This window comes from Actinomycetospora sp. (assembly GCF_036497245.1).
Classification (GTDB): Bacteria; Actinomycetota; Actinomycetes; order Mycobacteriales; family Pseudonocardiaceae; genus Actinomycetospora.
Window position 1 is genome coordinate 1 of sequence record NZ_DASXJS010000233.1, and the last position, 22,631, is coordinate 22,631.

The following is a 22,631-nucleotide window of genomic DNA, read 5'->3' on the forward strand; positions in this document are numbered from 1 at the left end:
CACCCCGGCGACGAGCAGCGTGTGCCGGTGCAGCAGCGGGCCGAGCAACGGCTCCAGACCGTCGGCGAGCACGGCGTCGTCGAGCCCGGTCAGCAGCACGACGAGGGAGCGCCGCGACGCCCGGCGCAGCACCGTCGCCACCAGCGCGGCCATGTCGGTCTCGACGAGCGAGGCCTCGACCCCGGACAGCGCCGTCGTCATCGCCGGCAGCGGGTCGCGGGCGCCGAAGACCGAGGCACGGGCCAGCCGGTCGTGGGCGAGCAGGTCCACGCGGTCGCCGCCGCGCGAGGCCAGCGCGGCGAGCAGCAGGGCGGCGTCGAGGGCCGCGTCGAGCCGGGGGACGGCGGCCGGGCCCGACCCGACGAGACCCGCCGCGGTCCGGCCGGTGTCGAGGACGACGAGCACGTGGCGGTCGCGCTCGGGCCGCCAGGTCCGGACCACCGGATTCCCCGTGGCTCCGTTCGTCCCCGTCGAGCGGGCCGACGCCCGCCAGTCGATCGAGCGGACGTCGTCGCCCTCGACGTACTCCCGCAGCGAGTCGAACTCGGTGCCCGCGCCGCGAATCTGCGTCGCCCGCCGGCCGTCGAGCTCGCGCAGGCGCGCCAACCGGGCCGGGAGGTGACGCCGGGACGCGAACGCCGGCAGCACGCGCACACGGCCGCCCACCACCGTCGACCCCTGCCGCGCCGCGAGCCCGAGCGGTCCCCAGGAGCGCACCGTCACCTGCGCAGCGGCGTGCTCACCGCGCCGGGAGGGTGTCAGCGTGGTCGTGAGCCTGCGCCGCTCCCCCGGCGGCACGTCGAGCGCCGCGGACACGGGCTCCGCCGTGCACGACGGTGGCCACGCGTCGCGCAGCACCCCCCGCACCCGCCGCGGACCCCCGTTCGCCACCTCCAGACCGACCTCGACCGACTCGCCCAGCCGCACCTGGACCCCGTCGTCCGCGCGCTCGAGCGACAACCCACGCGGCGACCCGGCCCGCCCGAGGTCGACGAGGACGCCCGCCACGAGCACCGCGAGCACGCCGAGCAGCCCCGCCACGTTCGGCGCCACGAGCCCGACGACCAGCGCGCCCACCACAACTACCAGCGCGAGGCGCCCGCCGACGGCGGGCGCACCCCGCCGGGCCGTGCTCATCGGGGTACCGGCACCGAGTCGAGCACCCCCGTCACGACCCCGTCCGCCGTCACACCCTCCATCTCCGCCTCGGGGCGCAGCGCCAGCCGGTGGCGCAGGACGGGCAGGGCCAGCGCCTTGACGTCGTCGGGGGTCACGTAGTCCCGGCCCGAGAGCCACGCCCACGCGCGGGCCGCGAGGACGAGTGCCGTCGCCCCGCGGGGGGAGGCGCCCAGCGACACCGACGGCGACGACCGCGTCGCCCGGCACACGTCGACCACGTACGCCAGGACCTCCGGCCGTGCCGCGACCCGGCCCACCGCCGCGCGGCCCGCCGCGAGGTGCGCCGCGCCGGCGACCGGCCGGACCCCGGCCGCGGCCAGGTCGCGCGGGTCGAACCCGGACGCGTGCCGGGCCAGGACCGCGATCTCGTCGTCGCGCTCGGGCAGCGGCATCACGAGCTTGAGCAGGAACCGGTCGAGCTGGGCCTCGGGCAGTGGGTAGGTGCCCTCGTACTCCACCGGGTTCTGGGTGGCCGCGACGACGAACGGGTCGGGCAGCGGGCGCGGCGTCCCGTCCACCGAGACCTGGAACTCCTCCATGGCCTCGAGCAGCGACGCCTGGGTCTTCGGCGGTGTCCGGTTGATCTCGTCGGCGAGCAGCAGGTTGGTGAACACCGGCCCGGGGCGGAAGTCGAACGCGGCGGTCCGCGCGTCGTAGATCAGCGAGCCGGTGACGTCGCCGGGCATGAGGTCGGGGGTGAACTGCACGCGCCGGTTCGTCAGCGAGGACGCGGCCGCGACCGCCCGCACGAGCAGCGTCTTCGCGACCCCCGGCACGCCCTCGAGCAGCACGTGGCGCCGGCACAGCAGCGCGATGACGAGCCCGGTGACCGCGGCGTCGTTCCCGACGACCGCCTTCGCCACCTCGCGGCGCAGCGCCGTCAGGGCCGCGCGTGCCTCCTCGGGCCCGACGGCTGCGGTTGCCTCGTCGCTGGTCACCCCTGGTCCTCCCTTCCCGCGGCCGGGACCCGGCCGGGACTCCTCGACCCCATGCCGATCGATCCTGCGCCGACGGCCGCACGCAGCCCGTCGAGGGTGTCGGCGAGCACGACGAGCGCACGGTCGTCGGTCGGCGCCGCACCGTAGAGCAGGTCGTCGACGGCGGCCGTGTCGTATCCCGGTGCCGCGGCGGTCACGGCCGCGGTGAGCGCCTCCCGCGGGTCGTGCACGGCCAGGCCCACCCGGGCCGCGAGCAGGCGTCGGGCCTCGTCGCGCAGCACCTCCGCGGCCCGCTCGCGGGCGCCCAGCCGACGGTAGAGCCCGGCCCGGCCCCGGGTGGTCTCCGCCGCGGGCACCCGGACCGGCAGGCGTTCGGCCACCAGCGGCCCCAGCCGACGCGCGCGCCACAACGCCGTGACCACCCCGGCGAGCAGCAGCGTCGCCCCGCCCCAGAGCCAGCCCGGCGGGACCAGCCGCGCCAGCGGGGTCGGGCCCGCGGCGTCGTCGGGCAGCACCGGCGGCACGTACCAGAGCAGCCGTGGGCCCGCGCCGAGCAGGCGCATGGACAGGGCCGCGTTCCCGGCCCGGTCGAGGGCCTCGTTCGTGAACGGCGTCGCGGATCCGGCGACGGTGGTCCGGCCGCTGACGGCGAGGGCGGCCGTCCCGGCCCGGGGATAGCAGCCGACGGCCGGCGGGGTGACCTCGTAGACGTCACCGTCGAGGTCGACCCGCCCGGCCGCGACGGCGGCGCCGACCGGGCAGGACGGCTCCGGGACGTCGGTGGTGAGCAGCGCGGGCGGCGGCGCGCCGGCCCGCACGCCGGGCGCGAGGGCCTCCAGCACCCGCCCGCCGGGAGCGACCAGCACGATCCGGGCCCCGGAGCGCGCGAGGGTGTCGAGGTCGGCGCGCCGTAGTCGGTCGGGAGCGGTGACGAGGACCGTGGTGCCGGGGTCGGCGGACGCGAGGCCGGCCGGCCCGTGGGCGGGGACGACCGTGACGCCCTGGCCGCGCAGCACCGACGCCAGCGCGGCACCGCCCGCCGGATCCACGGAGTCGGGGTCGAGCAGGCCGCGGTCGGCGCGGGTGCCGACGACGGTGAGGACGACGGCGGCCAGCAGGACCAGGGCGACGACGGTCACCGGGCCTCGGGCGCGGTGCCACCGCACGCGCAGCGGTGTGCTCACGCGGAGACCGGGTGAGTGGCTCGCACCGTCTCGTCCGCGGCACGCACCCGCGCGGCGGCGGCGGCGTCGGCGGGCCGCCCCCCGTAGACGGTCTCGTCGAAGCAGCGGGCCGCCCCGGTGACCGCGTCGGCCGCCGCGGGCAGGGCGGCGGCGGCCTCCCGGGCCGCCTCCCCCGCGGTGCGGCCGGTGCGGGCGACGAGCAGGTCCCGCTCCTCCAGCCCCCGGACCAGCGCGCGCATCCACTCGCGGACGGCCTCGTCGTGCCGGCCGGCGGTCTCGGCCTCGGCAGCGCGACGGCGGTGGTCGGCGGCGCCCGTTCCCGTCGGGTCGAGGGCGGCCGCCCCCACCCGGGCGGTGCGCGCCGCGCGTCCGAGCCGCCACCGGACGACGAGCACGAGCACGACGACCAGCGCGAGGACCACGAGCACCCCGCCCGCGCCACCGGCCCGGGCGCTCGTCAGCAGCTCCACGAGGTCCCCGAGCCGCGCGAGCAGCCACTGCCCCGCCCGCTCGACGATGCCCGGCTCCGCGGCCTGGTAGGCCGGCTTCGCGAGCTCCTGGGCGGCGAGCTCGCGCGCCTGGTCGGCGGTGACCGACACGGGCACGCCGGGCGGGGGCGGGGCCGGCGGCATCAGCCCTGCTCGCGGGCGGCCCGCTGCAGCTCGATGTCGAAGCCCTCGCGGCGCATCCGCTGGTCGATGTAGAGCAGGCCGGTGACCCCGGCCTGGAACGGCGTGGTCAGGGTCGCGCCCACCACGGTGCCGATGGAGCTGATCAGCAGCGGCAGCGGGGCGTACGGGTTGGTCTCCCCGACGGCGGCCCCGACGGCTCCCCCGACCACGCCGAACGGGATCCCGACGATCCCCGCGACCACGGTCACGATGATCGCGGTGAGCACCAGGATGCCGAGCACCGGCCAGAAGCGGCCCTGCACGAGGTTCCGCGACCGGCGCAGCGCCGTGGTCACCGAGATCCCCTCCAGCACGTAGGCCGGAGCGGCGAGCGCGAGCCCGACCGCGACGAGGACCGCCAGCACCGCCCCCGCGATCAGCCCGAGGACCCCCAGCGCCGCGGTCGCCCCGGTCGGCGCGCCGAACAGGGCGAGCAGTCCCGCTGGGATGAGCGGCACCAGGAAGGCCACGACCGTGATCAGGGCGACGAGCACCACCACGCCGAGCAGCCCGGGCAGCCGGGGCCGCGCGGCGTCCCAGCACTCCCGCGCGTGGACCGGCGCGCCCAGGACCGAGCGGCTCAGCACCACGACGAGCAGGCCGGTCAGCACGGTGTTGGCCAGCAGGCTGACGAGCAGTCCGACGCCCGCGAGCGAGGCCGCGCCGCCGAGCAGGCCGCCCAGCTGGTCGAACCTCACCGTCGTCCGGCCACCCGTGCCGACCAGGGCCTCCAGCGAGGTCCCGAACGACGCCTGGAACGGCGACTGGATGAGCACGGTGATCACCGCGACCACCGCGGAGATGCCGAGCACGACGCGCGGGTGGGCGCGGATGTACTGGTAGCCGCCGTCGAGCAGCTCGCCCAGCGTGAGCGGGCGGAGGGGCACGATCCCCGGTCGCGGCGCGGCGAGGGAACCCCCGAAGCCCCAGGGGTCACCGGGTCGGCCCCGCGGCCCCGCGGGCGGGGGTCCCGGCTGTGGGGGGCTCGACGGCGGGACCGGCCCTCCCGGGCTCTGCCATCCCCCGGTGGCCGGCCGGTCCGCGGGCGTGCCCGGACCGGCGGCCTGTGACGGGTCCCAGGGCGGCACCGCGTCGGGGCCCCGGCCCTCGTCCCCGTCCGTCCGGCGACGGTCCTCCGGCTCGCTCACCTCGACACCTCGTCCCGGCTGATCGTCTTCGTCGGTTCCGATCGTGCCACGATGTCGCGGTGGCCCTGATCTCCGCACTGTGGCGCCGACTCGACGAACCGCACGGCCTCGTGCACGGTGCGCTCTCCGAGCTGGAGCCGACCCCGGATCACCCCGACGGCGCCTTCCTCCTCGACGGCGCGGCGATCGGCGCCGACTCGCCCGACGACACCGGCCCGATCCTGGGTGAGCGGAGCGACGGGTCGTGGGGGCCGGTTGAGCAGCAGGCGCCCCGGCCGTGGTCGACCCGATTCTCCGTGGTGGTCGACGCCCACTGGCAGACCCGGTCCTGCTTCGTCGAGGCCCTCGGCGGCGACGGGCTCGACCGCGTCACGCTCACCGCCGACGCGCTCGGGCACTGGACCCTCGACGGCCGGGACTGGACCGAGCTCGAGGGCTGCCAGGACGTCGACGTCTCGATCTCGCCGCTGACGAACACCCCGGTCGTCCGCCGTCTCGGGCTCGAGGTCGGCGAGGAGCGCAGCGTCGACGTCGCGTGGCTCGACGTGCCCTCGCTGGCGGTCGCCCGGGTGACCCAGACCTACCGCCGTGAGCCCGACGGGCCCCACGGCGCCCAGTACGTCTACGCCGATCCGACGTACGGATCCTTCGCGTTCACCGTGGATCCACTCGGCGTCGTCCGCGAGTACCAGGGCCTGTTCGCCCGCGTCGCCTGACTACCCTGGGTGCCGCCATCCGGGCGGGTGGACGCCGGTGTCGACCCGGCACCACCCCGGCGCGCGACAGGGGGTCGAGGTGCGCAATCGGACGCGGGGCCTGCTGCTGCTCGCCGCGCTCGCCGTCGCCCTGGTCCTCGCGCTGACGGTGCCCCTGCCCTCGCCGCTCGAACTGCGCGACTGGGCGGTCCGGATCGGGCCGACCGCGCCGCTGATCTTCTTCCTGGCGCACGCGGTCATCACGACGACGCCCATCCCCCGCACCGCGTTCACCCTCGCCGCGGGCCTGATGTTCGGGCCGGTGTGGGGGCTCGGTCTCGCGGTGGCCGCGTCGATGGTGTCGGCGGTGATCGGGTTCGCGATCGCCCGGAGACTCGGCGGGCGGGCGATCGCCCGGCTGGGCCCCGAGCGGGTGCGCGCGCTCGAGGAACGGCTCTGCGAGCGCGAGCTGCTGACCGTGACCTCGACGCGACTCGTCGGGATCCCGTTCGCGCCGCTGAACTACACGCTCGGGGTGACCAGCGTCGGCTGGCGGGCGTACCTCGTCGGGACCCTGCTCGGGCTGATCCCGGGAACGGCGGCCGTGGTCCTGCTCGGCGACGCGGTGACCGGCGGCTCGTCACCCGCGATGATCGCGATCCTGGCCGTGACCGCCACCCTCGGGGCGGCGGGCATCCTCGTCTCGGCCCGCGGGCGCGGGCGCGGGCGCGACCGCGACCCGGGCGGGGTGGCGCCGACCGAGGCCGCCTGACGCGGGGTCAGCCGCCCGACGGCGCAGGGGTGCCGGTCTCCGCGGGTCCGCGGGTCGGCGTGGCGCCGGTGGCCGGGCGCGGCTGGTCCGCGGGCTGCGGGGCCTGCACCGGCGCCGGCTTGAACTGACCGGGGACCGGCGCGGGGCCGGGCGGCGGGAAGCCCTCGGTGGAGTACTCGTTCGGGCTGGCGGGCTGGTCCGGGGCCGGCTCGGAGGAGTAGGTGCAGCCGGCGAGCACGGCTCCCGCCGCTGCCACCACGACCAGCCAGGACACCGTCCGTCGGGTTCGCACGCCTGTTCTCTCCTCGAGCTGTCGCCTACCGGTGCCCGCGAACCCTAGCGCCTGGAGGTGATCACGTCCGGGTGCGTCCCGCCAGGACACCGCGTGGCGCGATCGAGCGGATCGGCTCGGGAGCGGCGCCCTCCTCGCGCAGGACGTCGTTCGCCGCGAGCACCCCGGTGACCGCGGCGCGCTCCATGAGCGCCGACGGCACGTCGGAGGCCACCCAGTCCCCCGCGAGGCGCAGCCCGCGGGCGTCGGTGACGACGCCGGGGCGGTGCGGGTGGAACCCGGGGTCGAAGCCGGGCGCGTTGGTGTAGCGGTGGGCGTCGACGTCGAGCACCTCGAGGTCCGCGAACTCGGGCCACAGGGCGGCCAGCTCGGCGCGCATCGCGGCCGCCAGGTCCTCGAGGGACTCGTCGTGCGGGCACGCGTAGGAGTGCAGCTCGATGACCGAGCCGCCACGCCCGGACCCGTCGACGCCGCGGGCCCACGTCGCCGATTCGGACTCCAGCCGGTGGAACAGCGTGACCGAGTCGAGGAGCCGCTCGCGGGTCACTCCCGTGAACGCGGCGCGGTGGGCGGCGACGTCGCCGCGGCAGTACAGCCGCGCCACGACGTAGGGCTCGCCACCGGGCAGCCGGTCCACCTGCGAGGCCAGCCGGGGCGCGGTCGTCGCGAACCCGGGGGACGCGGCGAGCAGGGCGCGGGTGCCGGGCACGTCCGTGGCGATCACCACGTGCCGGGCGGTCCGTGTCGGCCCGCCCTCGACCCCGACCGACCAGCCCCCCGGGCCGTTCACGACGACGCTCGCGCGGGCCCCCGTCGTCACCGTCGCCCCGTGCTCGCCCAGCAGCCGGGCGAAGGGCTCCCAGAGCGTCGTCGCGTAGTGGTCGCGGGGGGCGTCCATCCCCAGGCCCTCGGGGTTGCCGGTGAAGTAGAAGTGGCACATCGCGAGGAACTCGGCCGCCGAGTACCGCTGCTCGGTGTTGAAGAACGAGTGCGCGAAGACCTCGAAGAGCATCGCCCGGCCGCGCTCGGAGAACCCGAGGGCGTCGAGCAGGGCGGCCGTGGTGCGGTGGTCGTGGCGGGCGAACGTGGCCACCGGGTCGTAGCGCAGCATCTCCAGCGCCTCGCGGGCGTCGACCTTGCGCAGGTCCCGGAGCCGGAAGCTCGGGGACTTCCAGACCAGCGCCGCCAGATTCGCGAGCGGGACACGGGGCAGGTTCGTGAAGTCCTCGGGCTCCCACGCCGGGTCGCGGCCCTCGATGGGATAGCCGCCGACGTCGTGCAGGAAGGCGAGATCCGGATCGATCCGCCGCAGGATCGCGCGCAGCGTGTAGTACTGCCGGAAGAACCCGTGGTAGCCGTGCTCGACGGTCACCGCGGTCCCGTCCGGAAGCGTCCGCGGCCACGTCCCCAGCCGGCCGCCGAGCGTCGGGGCGGCCTCGAGCAGTTCGACGGCGACCCCGCGCTCGGCGAGCACCAGCGCGGCCGTCACGCCGGCGATCCCGCCCCCGACGACGACCGCCGCGCCGGCGTCGTCGTCGACCCGTGAGGGCAGATCGGGGCGGGGAGCGACGGCCGTGTGCGGGGAGAACACGGCCCCGAGAGTAGGGATTCGCGGGACGAACCGCGCTCCCGGCAGCGAGGGGTGGATCACGCGGGCCCACACGGTGTGAGGGGCGCGCCCACGGGGCATCACACCGGCCGAATCCGAAGCGGTCGAGGGGAGCAGGCAGGTCATGGCTGACGCCGCACGGGAGCGCCGGATCGTCGAGGACGTCCCGAAGAAGCTGCTGATCGGCGGGCGGGAGCGCGACGCCGCGGACAGCAGGACCTTCCCGGTCGAGGACCCGTCCACGGGTGAGGTCCTCTGCGAGGTGGCCGACGCCTCGCCCGAGGACGGGATGGCGGCCCTGGACGCGGCGGCCAAGGCGCAGGCGCAGTGGGCTGCCACGGCCCCCCGCGAGCGCGGCGAGATCCTGCGCCGGGCGTACGAGATGATCATCGAGCAGGCCGACGACATCGCGATGCTCATGACCCTGGAGATGGGCAAGCCGCTCGCGGAGTCGAAGGGTGAGATCACCTACGCCGCCGAGTTCTTCCGCTGGTTCTCCGAGGAGGCCGTGCGGATCTCCGGCGAGTGGAAGACGAACGCGAACGGGGCGGGCCGGGTGCTCGTGATGCGCCAGCCGATCGGGCCGTGCCTGCTGATCACCCCGTGGAACTTCCCGCTGGCCATGGGGACGCGCAAGATCGGCCCGGCCATCGCCGCGGGCTGCACCATGGTCATCAAGCCCGCCGGGCTCACGCCGCTGACGATCCTCAAACTGGCCGACATCCTCACCAGGGCCGGGCTCCCCGAGGGCGTGCTCAACGTCGTCACGACGCGCTCCACCGGCCGGGTGATGGGCCCGCTGATCGCCGACGGGCGGGTCCGGAAGCTCTCCTTCACCGGATCCACCGAGGTCGGGCGGACCCTGATCGAGCAGTCCGCGCAACAGGTGCTCAAGACCTCGATGGAGCTGGGCGGCAACGCGCCGTTCATCGTGTGTGCCGACGCCGACGTCGACGCCGCCGTGGACGGCGCGATGCTCGCCAAGATGCGCAACATCGGCGAGGCGTGCACCGCGGCGAACCGGTTCTACGTGCACGCCGACGTGGCCGAGGAGTTCACCAAGAAGCTCACCGACCGCATGGGGTCGATGACGATCGGCCGCGGCGTCGACGAGGGCGTCGAGGTCGGTCCGCTGGTGGAGGCCGACCAGCGGGACAAGGTCGCCGAGCTCGTCGACGACGCCGTACAGAAGGGCGCCAAGGTGCGCACCGGCGGCCAGGTGCCGAGCGGCGCCGGCTACTTCTACCCGCCGACGGTGCTCGCCGACGTGCCGACCTCGGCCCGCCTGGTCAAGGAAGAGATCTTCGGACCGGTCGCCCCGGTCTTCACCTTCACCGAGGACGAGCAGGCGGTCCGGGCGGCCAACGACACCGAGTTCGGCCTGGTCAGCTACCTCTACACGAAGGACCTGCAGCGGGCGATCCGGCTCTCGGAGCGGCTCGAGGCCGGCATGGTGGGGCTGAACCAGGGCATGGTCTCCAATGCGGGCGCTCCCTTCGGCGGAGTGAAGCAGTCGGGTCTGGGCCGCGAGGGCGGCGACGTGGGCATCGACGAGTACCTGGAGATCAAGTACGTGGCGATGAACGTGTAGGTCGCCGGAGGCCATCTCACGCAGCGTGACCGCGTTGATCCGGTCCGCAGTGCAGTAGTCGGCTACCGCATACGGCGGAACCCATCGCAGCGCAGTCTTGCCCCTGTCGGGTGACGCCTGTCACCGCGCGCGACGAGGAAGTGTGGGGTGGGCCGGGATGGGCAAGGACACGTCCCCGGGCGGACCGAATCCGGCCGGGTGGACACCGCGGTATGCACCGCCCGGCGGAGCGCCGGCGCCGGGCTGGGGTCCCGCGGGTGCGCCGATGTCTGCGCAGTCCCCACCCACCCAGCCGTCCGTGCCCCAGCAGTGGGGCGGGAGTCCCGGCGGGCCTGCGGGCCCGGGCGCGCCGCCTCCTCCGCTGGGTGGCGGGGGTGGCGGAGCAGGGCGCCCGCGCCGGCTGCGCATCGCCGTCGCGATCGGCGTGGTGGCCCTGCTCGTGATCGGCGGGGTCGCCTGGTTCGCGTTCTCGGGCGCCACCGACGCCTCGGCCGCGCAGGTGCAGCTCGAGGCGACCTCCACGGCCGGTCCCTCGCCGTTCACCGCACCGGTGGGTCAGGACGCGACCGGGGTCGTCGCACCGACCAACGCGCAGGGCAGCCAGCCGGGCAACACCGGCGGGCTCTACGCCCAGGACCCCGCCAAGGCGTCGTGCGACTCCGCGGCCCTGGTCTCCCAGCTTTCCTCCGACCCGACCAAGGCGGCGGCGTGGGGCCAGCCGCTCGGGGTCGAGGCGAACGGCATCAGCGGCTTCGTCAACAGCCTGAGCCCGGTGACCCTGCGGGCGGACACCGCGGTCACCGAGTACGGCTACGGCAGCGGACAGTTCCAGCCCTACCCCGCGACGCTGCAGGCCGGCACCGCGGTCATGGTCAACAGCTACGGTGAGCCGACGGTCAAGTGCTACAACGGCGATCCGCTGGGCGCGCCGACCTCGTCGAACAACTCGACGACCGTCGTCGGTGCTCCGTGGAACGGGTACGTCGCCGAGCGCACGATCATCGTGACGCCGGCCCCGGCGCCGCAGAGCACGATCATCGTCGTCAACCCGGGCACCAACACCCCGACGCCGAAGCCGGTGCCGCCGCCCGTGGTGACCACCCCGAACCCGCCGCCGCCCACGACCGGTGGCCAGCTGCTCCTGACCGGGACGCACAACTACGACGGCACGATCACGCTCTCCGACGGGCGCGTCATCGGCCCGGACAACAAGGTCATCCCGCCGAAGGCCAACATCACCCACCCGCCGGGGAGCACGACCTTCCCCGACGGCTCCGTCAAGGAGCCGAGCGGCCTGATCTTCAACAAGGACGGCACGGAGCGCCGTCCCATCCCGGTGATCATCGGCGGCAAGGTGATCACCACCATCAACCCCGACGGCACCAGCACGCCGACGATCCCGGGCACCGTCATCAAGTGGAACTACGACGGCACCGTGTCCACCTACGTCCCGGGCGCCGGGGGCGGCAACCAGGTGCTGGTGCTGAAGCCACCGGACGGTTCCGCTCAGTCCACGACCTCGGTGCCTCCGGGGGGCGTGATCCAGCCGGACGGCTCGATCAAGACGACCGGCGGGGTGATCCTCAACCCGAACGGCACGCCCCGTCAGGGGCAGACCCTGCCCGACGGGACCACTCTCGACCCGCAGGGCGGCAACACGCCACCCAAGGCCGCGGTCGTCGACAACACGTTCAAGGGCCAGGACGGCAAGGTCGGCCAGAAGGAAGCGCTCGTCCAGGAGGGCCAGCCCGGTACCGCGGGGCAGCCCGGCGTGCCGGGTCAGGCGGGTCAGCCCGGCCAGGCCTCGCCGGCCTGTGCGCCCGGCAGCCCGGGCGCCGCGGACCCGGCCTGCACGCAGCAGGTCCCGGGCAACAAGCAGGCCTGCGTCGCCGGGGCGGCCCCGACACCGCAGTGCCCGGCCAAGGCGGACACGTCCGGCCAGACCGGGACGTCGACCGACGGGAGCTCGACCTCCGGCACCGGTAGCGGCAGCGGAACCAGCGGCAGCGAGAGCGGCAGCGGGAGCGAGGGCGGCAGCGGTTCGAGCGGCAGCAGCGGTGGCTCGAGCAGTGGCGAGAGCGGGGGCTCGTCCTCCGGCGGCTGATCCTCCGAGCACGACCGGCTGATCCACCGAGCACGACACCGACGGCCCCCGGCACCTCCTGGTACCGGGGGCCGTCGTCTGCTCCGGTCCCGCGGACCTCGGCGGAGCCGCCGCCGAGGGGCGAGGATCGGCGGGTGACCCGACGAGGAAGCCAGGCGCGCGACGGGAGCCGGGTGTGAACCCGGTGCTGACCGCCGTGCTCGTCGGGATCCCCGTGGCCGCAGGCGCGACCCTGCAGCGCACGACGGGCCTGGGGCTGGCCCTGGTCGGCGCACCGTTCCTGGTCGCGGTGCTCGGCGCGCAGGACGGGGTGTCGTTCGGGAACGCCCTGCAGACCGTCCTGTGCCTGCTGGTGCTGGCCGGGACGTGGCGGGCCACGCGGTGGGGTGCGGCGGGCGCGCTGCTGATCGGGGCGGCGGTGGGCGTGCCCCTCGGGGCGCTGCTGGTCGGTCGCCTCCCGGAGGGACCGTTGTTGATCGTCGTGGGCTCGCTCGCGCTGCTCGGGATCGCCCTGGCGGCACTGCCGCAGGTCGGAGCCGTGCTGCGGGGGGCCCCGGGTGCGGTCGCCTCCGGGCTCGCGGCGGGCTTCGTCAACGCCTCCGCGGGTGTCGGCGGCCCGCTGATCTCGGCCTACGGCATCGCGCAGCGCTGGGACCGGGCGAGCTTCGTCCCCACCGCCCAGGTCGTGCTCCTCGCGATCAACGTGACCTCGCTGCTGGTCAAGGGGCTCCCCGCGCTGCACACCGGGGTGTGGGTGGCGGGGGCTGCGGCACTGGTCGTCGGGGTCGCCGCGGGCGGACCGGTCTCCCGGCGCATCGGGCCGGTCGCCGGCAGGCGGCTCGTGCTCGCGGTCGCGACGGCGGGAGCGCTCGCCACGGTGGTCCGCGGCGCGCTGACCCTCTGAGACATGTCGGACGCCGCAGGCCCGTCAGACCACTCGCGCCCTTCAGACGACGAAGCGGGCGGCGGGCGTCGACGTCCCGGCGAGGAGCCCGGTCAGCACGTCCCCGGCGACGCTGTGCGGACCGACACGGTCGGGCGCCGGGCTGTCGTGCAGCACGAGCAGGGAGTCCTCCCCGACGACCGCGATCGCCTCGGGGTGGTCCTCCCCGTCGCCGGTCGTCAGCTCGCAGAGCTCCTCGACGTCGCGGGCGAACACCGCCTCCCCCAGCGCGCCGGCCCCTGCGGCGCCGCGCAGCCGCAGGACCCGCGCCGGGCGGGAGAGCACCATCGTCGGGCCCGCCAGCACGAGGAGGTCCTCGCCGTCGCGCACCAGGTCGCGCACCCCGAGCCCGCCGAGGTCGAGGACGTGCTTCGACACGTCGAGCAGCGCCAGCTCGCCGGGGTCCTCCCCCGGCCCGACCCGCACCTCGAGGATCACCGCCCAGCCCCGCAGCACCGGTCCGCGCAGCCCGAGCAGCACCGTCGTGACCTCGGACGGCTCGCCGAGCACGGCGAGCCCCTCCACGTCGAAGCCGTTGTCCTTGCCCGGGACCCCGAGGAAGGGGCCGAGGTGCTCGTCGTCGGCCAGGGCCCCGAACAGCCCACGTCGACCGGCGGGCAACCGCGCGCCTGCCCCCGGGACGGGGAGGCCGTCGGCCAGCGGCAGCCGGGCCAGCACGCGGCGCGGCTTCTCGGCGCTGACCGTCGCCAGCCGGGCGAGCACGTCCGCGGCCGGGGTCCCGGGCTTGACCCGCTTGCGCTTCACCGAGTGCGAGCCGGTGACCCACAGCAGTCCGTCCTGCAGGGAACCCTGCACGTCGATGCCCTCGACGTCGACCTCGTCGTCGGGCCCGCCCGGGAGATCGACGGCGTCCCCCAGGGGCAGTTCCCGGGGGTCGCCCCACTCACCCGGGGACTGCCGTGTGAGGCGGAGCAGGGCGGCGCCCTCGTCGGGTGCGAGCATCATCGTCTGCCCGCGGACGGCGAGGCCGGACAGGCTCAGTCCGTAGGTGTGGGTGTGCTCGCCGAGGTGCAGCGTGGTCCGGGTGATGTCCACGGGCCCATCATCCGGCCATCAGCCGCCATTCGTCACGAAACGCCCGCGAGGAACGGTGTCACCCGGTCCCCGAGGGTCTCGACGGCGAGGGTCGTCGCCTCCTGGGCGGCCACGTCGTACACCCCGTAGCGCCCGTCCCCCGCGGCGGTCGTGAACCACAGCGTCGCCAGGCCCGCCCGGCGCTGGAACGGCGACTGCGTGACCGCCCAGGTCAGGATGCCGTCGCGGCGCAGGACCACCGTGCGGCGGCCGGGCGCCCCGTGCCGGGTGACGACGTGGTCGCCCACGAGCCCGTGCCCGAGGTTGCGGTACGCCAGCACGCCGAGCCGGTACCCCGCGGCGACCCCGAGGACCGCCACCACCCCCTCGACGCCCCACAGCACCGTCGACCCCACCAGCGTCCCGGGGATCGCGAGCGCGACGGCCGGCACGAGGCAGACCGCGGTCGCCCACCGGATGCGCCGGCCCCGCGCGGCCCGAGGATGCGCGCGCAGTGCCACCTGCGCGGTCGGGGACGACCGCTCGCCCAGCGCGTCGGCCACCACGCGCTCGGCCACCGCGAGCGGCGCCACCGGGAGCAGTCCCCGGGGGTCGGAGCGCTCCTGGTCGGCGTGCGAGAGGCCCGTCGCGATCGCGTCCACGCGCGCCGCGCCCAGGAACCGTGCCCCCGGCGGCTCGACGACCGCGACGCCCCGCAGCCGCTCCTCCTCGATCGTCGTCGACCGGGTGGTCAGCAGCCCGCGCCGGACGTGGAGCGACCCGGTGCTCCGCTCGCGGGTGAGCCGGAAGCGCCACCAGGACTCGGTGAACACCACCAGCGAGCCCACCGAGCCGACGACCCCGACCGCGACGAGCGCCACCACGACCGTCACCAGCAGTCCGAGCGCCCGCGCCAGGACCACCACCTCGCCCAGCACGGTCCCCCGCAGCCCCACCCAGTCCGAGGCCTGCAGCAGCGCCCCGAACGCGGCGATCCCGACGGTGGGGGTGAGGACCGAGAGCGGCGCGAAGCGGACCCACCCGGGGTCGAGCACGGCGAGGACCTCGTCGGGCGGCGCGGAGGTGCCCTCCCCGTCGGCCGGTGTCCCGTCCGGAGCCCGCCGTGCCAGCAGTTCACCGCGCAGCGCCTCGGCGTCGTGGCGGCGCAGCGCCCGCAGCTCCAGGGGCTTCTCCCCGGCCGACGCGTGCTGACCGGTGCCGATGCGGACCGTCGCGAGCCCGAGGACGCGCAGCACCGGGTCGGCGGTGACCTCGACGGTGCGCACCCGTTCGCGAGCCAGTCCCTTGCGGGTGCGGACGACGATGCCGGTGTGCACCTCCACGCGCTGTGACCCGACCCGGAAGCGCGTCCGCTCCAGGCGGACCCACTCCAGCACCCCCGCGAGCAGCACGAGGACGACGCTGCCGCCGAGCACGCACACCGCGGCGACCGTGAACGAGACGCTGTCCGCGGACCGCATGCCGGCGAGCGTCGGGACCCCGCCCGCCAGGCACACCCCCAGGGCCACCGCGGCGGACGCGAGGACGGTGCGGTCGTCGAGCCGCCGCCAGCCCGCGTCGTCCGGGGAGCTCACGTGGCGTCGCCGGGCACGCCCTGGGTGGCGTGGGTGAGGCGTTCGGCGAGGTCGGCGGCGCGCTCGCCGTCGAGCCCGGCGATCCGGACCGCCCCCTTCGACGACGCCGTGGTCACCTCCAGCGCCGCCAGCCCGAACACCTGCTGGAGCGGGCCGCGGGTGGTGTCCACGGTCTGGATGCGCGAGAGCGGCGCCGCCCGCCACTCCTGCCACACGAAGCCGGCCCGGGTGTAGACGGCGTCCTCGGTGACCTCCCAGCGGTGGACGCGGTACCAGTACGCGGGGAACACGAGCGCGACGACCAGCCCCACGACGACGACCGCCACGGCGACCGGCACGAACCACGAGACCGCCGGGATCAGCAGACCGAGGACCGCGAGGACCGCCGCGAGCACGGTGGGCCCGAGGACGCAGTGCACCCGCCACCACATGCGTACCCGGGGGTCGAGAACCTCCCGCGGCGGGCGCAGCGCGACGGTCATGCCCCGGCCACGGCGCCGATCCGTCGCACGACCTCGTCGGCCCCGAGCACCCGGGTCACCTCGTAGAGGTCGGGGCTGCGCTGGGCGCCCGTCACGAGGACGCGGATGACGTTCGCCGCGTCGCGGAGCATGCCCGGGTACGCGTCCGGGTCCTTCTTGTAGGTCTTCGGGTTGGGCGCGAACCCGTGGCGCTCCGCGAGGTCGCGTACCTGCTGGAACCAGGTCGGCTGGTCCCCCTCGTGCACGTAGTGCGCGGCGAAGTCCGAGGCCAGCGTGGACACCAGGCCGGGGGCGAGCCCGTTGAAACGCTCGTCGGCCGGGTCGGTGAGGTCGTCGTGCAGAGCCGGGAAGAAGAAGCCGTAGGCCGTGCGGAAGTCCGACCAGCGGGCGAGGTCCTTGCGCGGGTTCTCCACGCCGACGCGCTCGACGTCGATCGCGGCGAGCGCCAGCGGCTCGTACTCGTCGAGGACCTCCACCAGCTCCGGGTCGTACGTGGTCGCCCACGCCCGCACCCCCGCCAGCACCTCGGGCGCGGGCAGCGTGGCGATGTGGTCGGCGCAGATGTCGGCGAGCTTCACCGTGTCGACCAGCGGCCCGGCCGCCTGGAACTCGTCGAGGCGCAGCGGGGTGGCCAGCGCCTCGGGTACGGGAAGCTCGGCGAGCGGCGAGTTCGCGAGGCCCCGCAGGTAGGACAGGACGGCCTCGGACGGGTAGCCGGACTCCAGGTAGAAGTCGACGGAGGCCTCGGCGTCCTTGCGCTTCGAGAGCTTGCGCCGCGAGTTGCCCTCCTGCTTCATCAGCGGGGCGAGGTGGGCGTACTGGATCGCGGGGAAGCCGAGTGCGGCGAAGAGCTGCAGGTGCGTCGGCACCGACGAGAGCCATTCGTCGCCGCGAACCACCAACGAGGTCCGCATCAGGTGGTCGTCGACCGCGTGCGCGAAGTGGTAGGTCGGCAGCCGGGGCTCGCTCGCCGAGGTCTTGAGGACGACGACGTCGTTGTGGTTGTCCTCGGCCTCGACCCGCCCGCGCAGCCGGTCGGTGAACGCGACCCGCTCCCCCACCTTGCCCTCGGAGCGGAACCGCACGACGTACGGCCTGCCCGTGGCGAAGGCCTCGGCGACGGCGTCCTCGGAGGCGTCCCGCCACGGCGCCCACCGGCCGTAGTAGCCGGTCGGCAGCTTCAGCGTCCGCTGCGCCTCGGAGATCTCCGTGAGCTCGTCCTTGGTGGCGAAGCACGGATAGGCCAGCCCGCGGCGCATCAGCTCGCGCACGAACGAGAGGTAGATCGTGCCGCGCTGCGACTGCCGGTACGGGCCGTAGGGACCCCTATCGGCGTGCTGCATTGAACCGCCGGTACTCGAGGTGGGGCCCTCGTCGGGGCGCAGGTCGAAGGCGTCGAAGGCGCGGGCGAACTGCGCGTCCGCGCCCGCGACCTCCCGGGCCTGGTCGGTGTCCTCGATGCGCAGGTAGTAGACGCCGTCGGAGGAGTGCGCCAGGTCCCGGGAGACCATCGCGGTGTAGATGCCGCCGATGTGCACGAACCCGGTCGGGCTCGGGCCGAAGCGGGTGACGAGCGCGCCCTCGGGCACGTCGCGCGGGGGGTAGCGCCGCTCCCACTCCTCGGTCTCGGGCAGGTCGGCCGGGAAGAGGGAGTCGACGGTCGCGCGATCGAGCATGGAACCAGGTTAGTGGTCGCCGGTGGCCGGGCTGCCGTTCGACCCGGCGTCGTGAATGCCCTGGGTGGCCATCGCCTCGGCCTTGGCCACCGCCGCGGCGATCTCCGGGTCGGTGCGGGTGTCGAACCAGTCGGCGACGTCGTCGTCGGGGTCGCCCGCGCGCTTCGCCACCGTCTCCTCGTCGACCGGCGAGGGCTGGAACCGGAAGACGCCGTCCTCCCCCGGGGCGCCGAGCATGCGCGTGAAGCCCTCGAGGGCCTTGCCGAAGTCGCTCGGCACGACCCACATCGTGTTCGCGTCGCCCTGCGCCATCTGCGGCAACGTCTGCAGGTACTGGTAGGCCAGCAGCTCCGGGGTCGGCTTGCCCGCCTTGATCGCGGCGAAGACCTTCTCGATCGCCTTCGCCTGGCCCTGCGCCTGGTAGTAGCGCGCCGCCCGCTCACCCTGGGCGCGCAGCATCCGGGCCTGCCGGTCGGCCTCGGCCTCGAGGATCGCGGACTGCTTGGCGCCCTCGGCGTTGAGGATCGCGGCCTGCTTGTTGCCCTGCGCCTCGGTCACGGACGCCTCGCGGTGGCCCTCGGCGGTGAGGATCATGGCGCGCTTCTCCCGGTCGGCGCGCATCTGCTTCTCCATCGAGTCCTGGATCGACGGCGGCGGGTCGATCGCCTTGAGCTCCACGCGGACCACCCGCAGGCCCCACGGGCCGGTGGCGTCGTCGAGGGCCCGGCGCAGCCCGGTGTTGATCGTTTCCCGGGAGGTCAGGGCCTCCTCCAGGCTCATCCCGCCGACCACGTCGCGCAGTGTCGTCGTGGTGAGCTGCTGGACGCCGTTGATGTAGTCGCTGATCTCGTAGACGGCGTTGCGCGGCTCGGTGACCTGGTAGTAGACAACGGTGTCGATCGACACCGTCAGGTTGTCCCGGGTGATCACCGGCTGCGGCGGGAACGAGACCACCTGCTCCCAGAGCGCCACCCGCTCCCGGATGCGGTCGATGAAGGGCACGAGCAGCGCCAGGCCGGGCTCGGCGGTGCGCTGGTAGCGGCCGAGGCGCTCGATGACAGCGGCCTCGGCCTGGCGGATGACGGTGACGCTCTTGGCGACCGTCGTGACCACGAGGATCACGACGAGGACCACGAGCACGGTGATGACGACGGACACGTCCATCGCTCCTCCCCTCGGGTTGCGCGGATGAGTCAGGTGTCGGCGGGCGTGACGACGGCTGTCGCCCCGGAGATCTCGACGACGACCACCGCGGTCCCCGCCGCGAGGTCGTCGTCGTGCAGTGAGCGCGCCGACCACAACGAGCCGCGCAGCAGGACTGTGCCCGCCCCGGCCGCGACGGCGTCCACCACCTCGCCGTGGGTGCCGAGCAGCGCGCGGGTCCCGGTGTTCACGGGGTCGTGCACCCGCAACCGGCGATGGACCGCCGGGCGCGCCACCAGGACGAACAGGACGGACAGCACCGCGAACACCGCGAGGTCGGGCCCGAGCGGGACCCCCGCCGCGGACGCTGCGGCGGTCCCGAGGGCCGCGACGCCGAGCATGAGCAGCACGAGCTCACCGGACAGGACTTCGGCGACGACGAGCACCACTCCCGCGATCGCCCAGATGAGCGGGATCACCTGGTCCAGTGTGCCCCATCGGCCCTCAGGTGGTGACGAAGTCGATCAGTTGCTCCATCGCGGTGATCAGGGGGGTCTCCAGGTCGTTCCAGGTGGACACCGCGCCGAGGACCCGGCGCGCCCCGTCGCGCTCGTCGCCCCAGCCGAGGGCCTCGCAGACCCCCTTCTTCCACTCGATGCCGCGCGGGATCGTCGGCCACGCCCCGATACCGACCACCGAGGGCTTCACGGCCTCCCAGATGTCGATGTAGGGGTGGCCGAGCACGAGCACGTGCTGCGCCGCGGGACCGAGGTCGCGACGCAGGCCGTCGGCGATGCGGGACTCCTTCGAGCCCGTGACCAGGTGATCGACGAGCACGCCGAGGCGCCGGTCCGGCGCCGGGTCGAACTCCTGCGCGGCCTCGACGAGCACGTCCGCGCCGTGCAGCGGCTCGACGACGACGCCCTCCACGCGCAGGTCGTGACCCCACACGCGCTCGACGATCGCCGCGTCGTGCACGCCCTCGACCCAGATGCGGTGCGGGACCGCGACCTTCGCGCGCCGGTCGTCCCCGCGGATCGAGCCGGACGCCGAACGCTGTTGCTCGGGCGACTCCCGCGGTCGGGGCGGGGTCAGCGTCGCGAGCCTGCCCTCGAAGAGGAACGACGCGGGCTTCATCGGGAACAGCCGACGTCGGCCCGCGGCGTCCTCGAGCACGACCTCCCGGACGTCCGCGCGGATCACCGCGCCGCAGAAGCTCCCGGAGGCGTCCTCGACGACGAGGCCGGGCTCGGCCTCGACGGTGACGACCTCCTGCTTGGGCCGGTGGCTGGTCAGCCCGGGGAGCCCACCGGATCGTCCGGCGCCGCTCGACGGGCCGCCGGCCTTCGGGCCCGTCGCCGCGGCCCGGCCGAGGCCGCCCGTCGTCCGGAACCCCGGGTCCCCGGTGGAGCCGTTCATGCCCCGGCCCTGCGATCTCGCCACGACGTCCGACGGTAGTGCCGTGACGGGCTCCGTCCGGGGCGCGACACGCGCCCCGGCGTCGCGGGCTGCGCGGGGCCGCGGTGGTCGTTCCCGGCCGGGCGTGCCTAGGCTGATGGTCATGCCTTGTGCGAGTGCGTCCCTGGCGGTGTGGAGCGCGGCGTGGATCGCCGGTGCGGCCGCCGCCGACGACGTCCTCGACGCGCTCGCGCCGTGGTCCGACGCCCACGACGTGGTCGCGGCCGACGCGGGGGTCGCCGTCGGGACGGAACTGCCGACCCCGGACCACGCGGGCGCCGGCGTCGCCGCCCTGCTGGTCCTGCTGCGCCGCCGCTGTGCCGGGGGCGAGCTCGACGCCCGCGTCGTCCTCCCGGTCGCAGGCGACGTCCGTGGGCAGCCCGGGCCGGATGCGCTGCGGACCGCGGCCCTGACGGCGGGCGAGTGCGCGGTGTTCCCGGGCGCGGGCCTCGCGGTCGTGCCCTCCACCGTGGCCGACGGCGTCCTGCGCTGGACGACGCACGTCGTCGACGAGGTCCCGCCGCAGGCCCACCCGAGCCTCGCCGACGCCGAGCACGACCTGCGCACCGGCGTCCGCGACGCGGCCACCACTCTCGCGTCGATGGACGTCGCCCGGCCCCGTGCCGGGGTCCGCGAGGAGATCGCGGCCACGCTGCGGCGTCGCCCGCAGCCCACGTGGCCGGCCGGGACCCCGGGGCGGCCGTTGCGGGTGCTCCAGCACGCCGACGAGGTCGAGGCGATCCTGCTCGCGGCCTCGGGGGACGACCCGGGCGGCGCGCTGACCTCCGCCACCGCCCTGGCCCGCACCGACGCCCTGCGCCCGCTCGCGACCGCCGTCCGGGCCGCGCGCGTGGCCGCCGTCGCGGAGACCGTCCGGGTCCTGACGACCGCCTGACCGGAACGAACGACTCGTTCGTGGGTTCTATGTGCACGAACGGGTCGTTCGTTCCCGGAGGGGCGCGCGCGAACGGGCGTACCGACTCCGTCAGGAGGACGCGGGGCGACCCCGGGCCGGGGGCTCGCAGCAGCCGGGAGCGCAGAGCGTCCCGTTGCACCCGACCCCACCGCGCGGGCCGGAGCCACAGGTCCGCGGCTCGGCACCGGACACCTGCTCGGCGATCAGCTCGACGATCATGCGGATGAAGCGCGGGTCGGTGCCGGCGCTGGCCGCCCGCGCCATGCGCACCCCGAGCTCCCCGGCCTGCTCGGCGAGCTCCGTGTCGAGGTCGAAGGCGACCTCGACGTGGTCGGAGAGGAAGCCGATCGGGCTCACGACGACGTCCGTGACGCCCTTCCCGGCGAGTGCCTCGACGTGGGCCTCGATCTGCGGGTCGAGCCACGGGATCCGCGGCGGGCCGGAGCGCGACTGCCAGACCTGGTCGTAGTCGGTGACCCCGACCTCGGCCGCGACGAGCCGGGACGCCTCACCGACCTGACGCGAGTAGCGGTGCCCGCCCTCCTCCGGCGGGCCCGCCGTCTCGTCGGCCGAGACGGGGATGGAGTGCGCGGTGAAGACGAGGCGTGCGTCGTGGCCCCCGTCCATCGTCTCCCGAGCGGTCCGCACGCCGTCCGCGACCGACTCCACGAACAGCGGGTGGTCGTAGAAGTGGCGGAGCTTGGTGAGGTCGGGCACGAGGGCCTCGTCGCCGAGCCGTTCGGCCGCCGCGGCCCGGGCACGGGCGATGTCCTCGTGGTACTGGCGGCAGGCCGAGTAGCCGCCGTAGGCGCTGGTCGCGAACACCAGGGCGTTGCGGACCCCGTCGCGGGCCATCTCGGTGACGGTGTCCTCGGCGAACGGGTGCCAGTTGCGGTTGCCGAAGTAGACCGGCAAGGCGTATCCGGCCGCGTCGAGCTCGCGGCGCAGGGCCGCGATCATCTCGCGGTTCAGGCCGTTGATCGGGGACGTGCCGCCGAAGTGGTGGTAGTGCTCCTCGACCTCGTCGAGCCGCTCGGGTGGCACGTTGCGGCCCCGTGTGACGTTCTCGAGGAAGGGCCGCACCTCGTCCGGGGCCTCCGGACCGCCGAAGGAGAGGACGAGGACGGCGTCGACGGGATTCGTGCTCACACGACCATGGTTCCCCGCCCGGCCCCTGGCGCCACCTGTGACCCCGAACTG

General features: G+C 75.1%; 21 protein-coding genes. 6 read left to right on the forward strand and 15 right to left on the reverse strand.

Features of this window, described 5'->3' with window-relative positions; translation table 11 throughout:
* From VGI02_RS24585 to VGI02_RS24605, 5 genes are all read right to left on the reverse strand, one after another.
* Positions 1–1,137: DUF58 domain-containing protein (locus tag VGI02_RS24585; protein ID WP_331631856.1), on the reverse strand; the 1,137-nt coding region annotated here is incomplete at its 3' end.
* Entirely contained in the window at positions 1,134–2,117 is a 984-nt protein-coding gene (locus tag VGI02_RS24590; protein WP_331631858.1) for an AAA family ATPase, read from the reverse strand. The genes VGI02_RS24590 and VGI02_RS24585, both read right to left, overlap by 4 nt.
* The gene (locus VGI02_RS24595; RefSeq protein WP_331631860.1) at positions 2,114–3,301 is read right to left on the reverse strand and encodes a DUF4350 domain-containing protein; all 1,188 of its coding nucleotides are present in this window, start codon (positions 3,299–3,301) and stop codon (positions 2,114–2,116) included. Before VGI02_RS24595 ends, VGI02_RS24590 begins: the two co-directional genes overlap by 4 nt.
* The gene (locus VGI02_RS24600; RefSeq protein WP_331631862.1) at positions 3,298–3,933 is read right to left on the reverse strand and encodes a DUF4129 domain-containing protein; all 636 of its coding nucleotides are present in this window, start codon (positions 3,931–3,933) and stop codon (positions 3,298–3,300) included. The genes VGI02_RS24595 and VGI02_RS24600 overlap by 4 nt, the downstream gene beginning before the upstream one ends.
* Positions 3,933–5,120, reverse strand: a complete 1,188-nt coding sequence (locus VGI02_RS24605) for a hypothetical protein (protein ID WP_331631864.1) — start codon at positions 5,118–5,120, stop codon at positions 3,933–3,935. The genes VGI02_RS24600 and VGI02_RS24605 overlap by 1 nt, the downstream gene beginning before the upstream one ends.
* Before the next feature lie 59 nt (positions 5,121–5,179).
* On the opposite strand from VGI02_RS24605, the gene VGI02_RS24610 reads away from it, so the two are divergent.
* Both VGI02_RS24610 and VGI02_RS24615 read left to right on the forward strand, forming a co-directional pair.
* Entirely contained in the window at positions 5,180–5,836 is a 657-nt protein-coding gene (locus VGI02_RS24610; protein WP_331631866.1) for a putative glycolipid-binding domain-containing protein, read from the forward strand.
* Between the two features lie 79 nt (positions 5,837–5,915).
* A complete protein-coding gene (locus VGI02_RS24615; protein ID WP_331631868.1) occupies positions 5,916–6,587 on the forward strand; it encodes a TVP38/TMEM64 family protein in 672 nt (223 codons plus the stop codon).
* A 7-nt stretch (positions 6,588–6,594) separates the two neighbouring features.
* Here the strand turns inward: VGI02_RS24615 and VGI02_RS24620 are convergent, their stop codons facing one another.
* Both VGI02_RS24620 and VGI02_RS24625 read right to left on the reverse strand, forming a co-directional pair.
* Positions 6,595–6,879: a hypothetical protein gene (locus VGI02_RS24620; RefSeq protein ID WP_331631870.1), complete on the reverse strand. Its 285-nt coding sequence runs from the start codon at positions 6,877–6,879 to the stop codon at positions 6,595–6,597.
* Positions 6,880–6,940: 61 nt separating this feature from the next.
* Positions 6,941–8,470 (reverse strand): FAD-dependent oxidoreductase, encoded by a 1,530-nt coding sequence (locus VGI02_RS24625; protein WP_331631872.1) that lies wholly within the window; start codon positions 8,468–8,470, stop codon positions 6,941–6,943.
* 142 nt (positions 8,471–8,612) lie between these two features.
* Between VGI02_RS24625 and VGI02_RS24630 the strand changes: the two genes are divergently transcribed.
* The 3 genes from VGI02_RS24630 (at position 8,613) to VGI02_RS24640 (ending at position 13,087) form a co-directional block, all read left to right on the forward strand.
* A complete protein-coding gene (locus VGI02_RS24630; protein WP_331631874.1) occupies positions 8,613–10,079 on the forward strand; it encodes an NAD-dependent succinate-semialdehyde dehydrogenase in 1,467 nt (488 codons plus the stop codon).
* A gap of 265 nt (positions 10,080–10,344) precedes the next feature.
* Complete coding sequence (locus VGI02_RS24635) at positions 10,345–12,183, forward strand: DUF6777 domain-containing protein (protein ID WP_331631876.1); 1,839 nt, start codon at positions 10,345–10,347, stop codon at positions 12,181–12,183.
* A gap of 175 nt (positions 12,184–12,358) precedes the next feature.
* On the forward strand, positions 12,359–13,087 hold the full coding sequence (locus VGI02_RS24640; RefSeq protein ID WP_331631879.1) for a TSUP family transporter: 729 nt from the start codon (positions 12,359–12,361) through the stop codon (positions 13,085–13,087).
* 42 nt (positions 13,088–13,129) lie between these two features.
* On the opposite strand, the gene VGI02_RS24645 is transcribed toward VGI02_RS24640, so the two are convergent.
* The 7 genes from VGI02_RS24645 to VGI02_RS24675 are packed head-to-tail and all read right to left on the reverse strand — an operon-like array spanning position 13,130 to position 20,476.
* Positions 13,130–14,182 (reverse strand): DUF3616 domain-containing protein, encoded by a 1,053-nt coding sequence (locus VGI02_RS24645; protein WP_331631881.1) that lies wholly within the window; start codon positions 14,180–14,182, stop codon positions 13,130–13,132.
* Between the two features lie 32 nt (positions 14,183–14,214).
* Positions 14,215–15,756, reverse strand: coding sequence for a PH domain-containing protein (locus VGI02_RS24650; RefSeq protein ID WP_331631883.1), 1,542 nt, complete (start codon positions 15,754–15,756; stop codon positions 14,215–14,217).
* Positions 15,753–16,238 carry a PH domain-containing protein gene (locus VGI02_RS24655; protein ID WP_331631885.1) on the reverse strand — a complete coding sequence of 162 codons (486 nt, stop codon included), beginning with the start codon at positions 16,236–16,238 and terminating at the stop codon, positions 15,753–15,755. The genes VGI02_RS24650 and VGI02_RS24655 overlap by 4 nt, the downstream gene beginning before the upstream one ends.
* Positions 16,235–17,914 (reverse strand): glutamate--tRNA ligase, encoded by a 1,680-nt coding sequence (locus VGI02_RS24660; RefSeq protein ID WP_331631887.1) that lies wholly within the window; start codon positions 17,912–17,914, stop codon positions 16,235–16,237. Before VGI02_RS24660 ends, VGI02_RS24655 begins: the two co-directional genes overlap by 4 nt.
* Positions 17,915–17,923: 9 nt before the next feature.
* Positions 17,924–19,078 carry an SPFH domain-containing protein gene (locus VGI02_RS24665; RefSeq protein ID WP_331631889.1) on the reverse strand — a complete coding sequence of 385 codons (1,155 nt, stop codon included), beginning with the start codon at positions 19,076–19,078 and terminating at the stop codon, positions 17,924–17,926.
* A gap of 29 nt (positions 19,079–19,107) precedes the next feature.
* Positions 19,108–19,536 (reverse strand): NfeD family protein, encoded by a 429-nt coding sequence (locus tag VGI02_RS24670; protein ID WP_331631891.1) that lies wholly within the window; start codon positions 19,534–19,536, stop codon positions 19,108–19,110.
* 25 nt (positions 19,537–19,561) lie between these two features.
* Positions 19,562–20,476, reverse strand: coding sequence for a DUF3097 family protein (locus VGI02_RS24675; protein WP_331631897.1), 915 nt, complete (start codon positions 20,474–20,476; stop codon positions 19,562–19,564).
* A 142-nt stretch (positions 20,477–20,618) separates the two neighbouring features.
* Here VGI02_RS24675 and VGI02_RS24680 point away from each other — a divergent pair, with 142 nt between their 5' ends.
* Complete coding sequence (locus VGI02_RS24680; protein WP_331631893.1) at positions 20,619–21,410, forward strand: Rv1486c family protein; 792 nt, start codon at positions 20,619–20,621, stop codon at positions 21,408–21,410.
* Positions 21,411–21,500: 90 nt separating this feature from the next.
* Here VGI02_RS24680 and VGI02_RS24685 read toward each other — a convergent pair whose 3' ends face one another.
* Entirely contained in the window at positions 21,501–22,580 is a 1,080-nt protein-coding gene (locus tag VGI02_RS24685) for a ferrochelatase (protein WP_331631895.1), read from the reverse strand.
* Positions 22,581–22,631 lie beyond the last annotated feature (51 nt).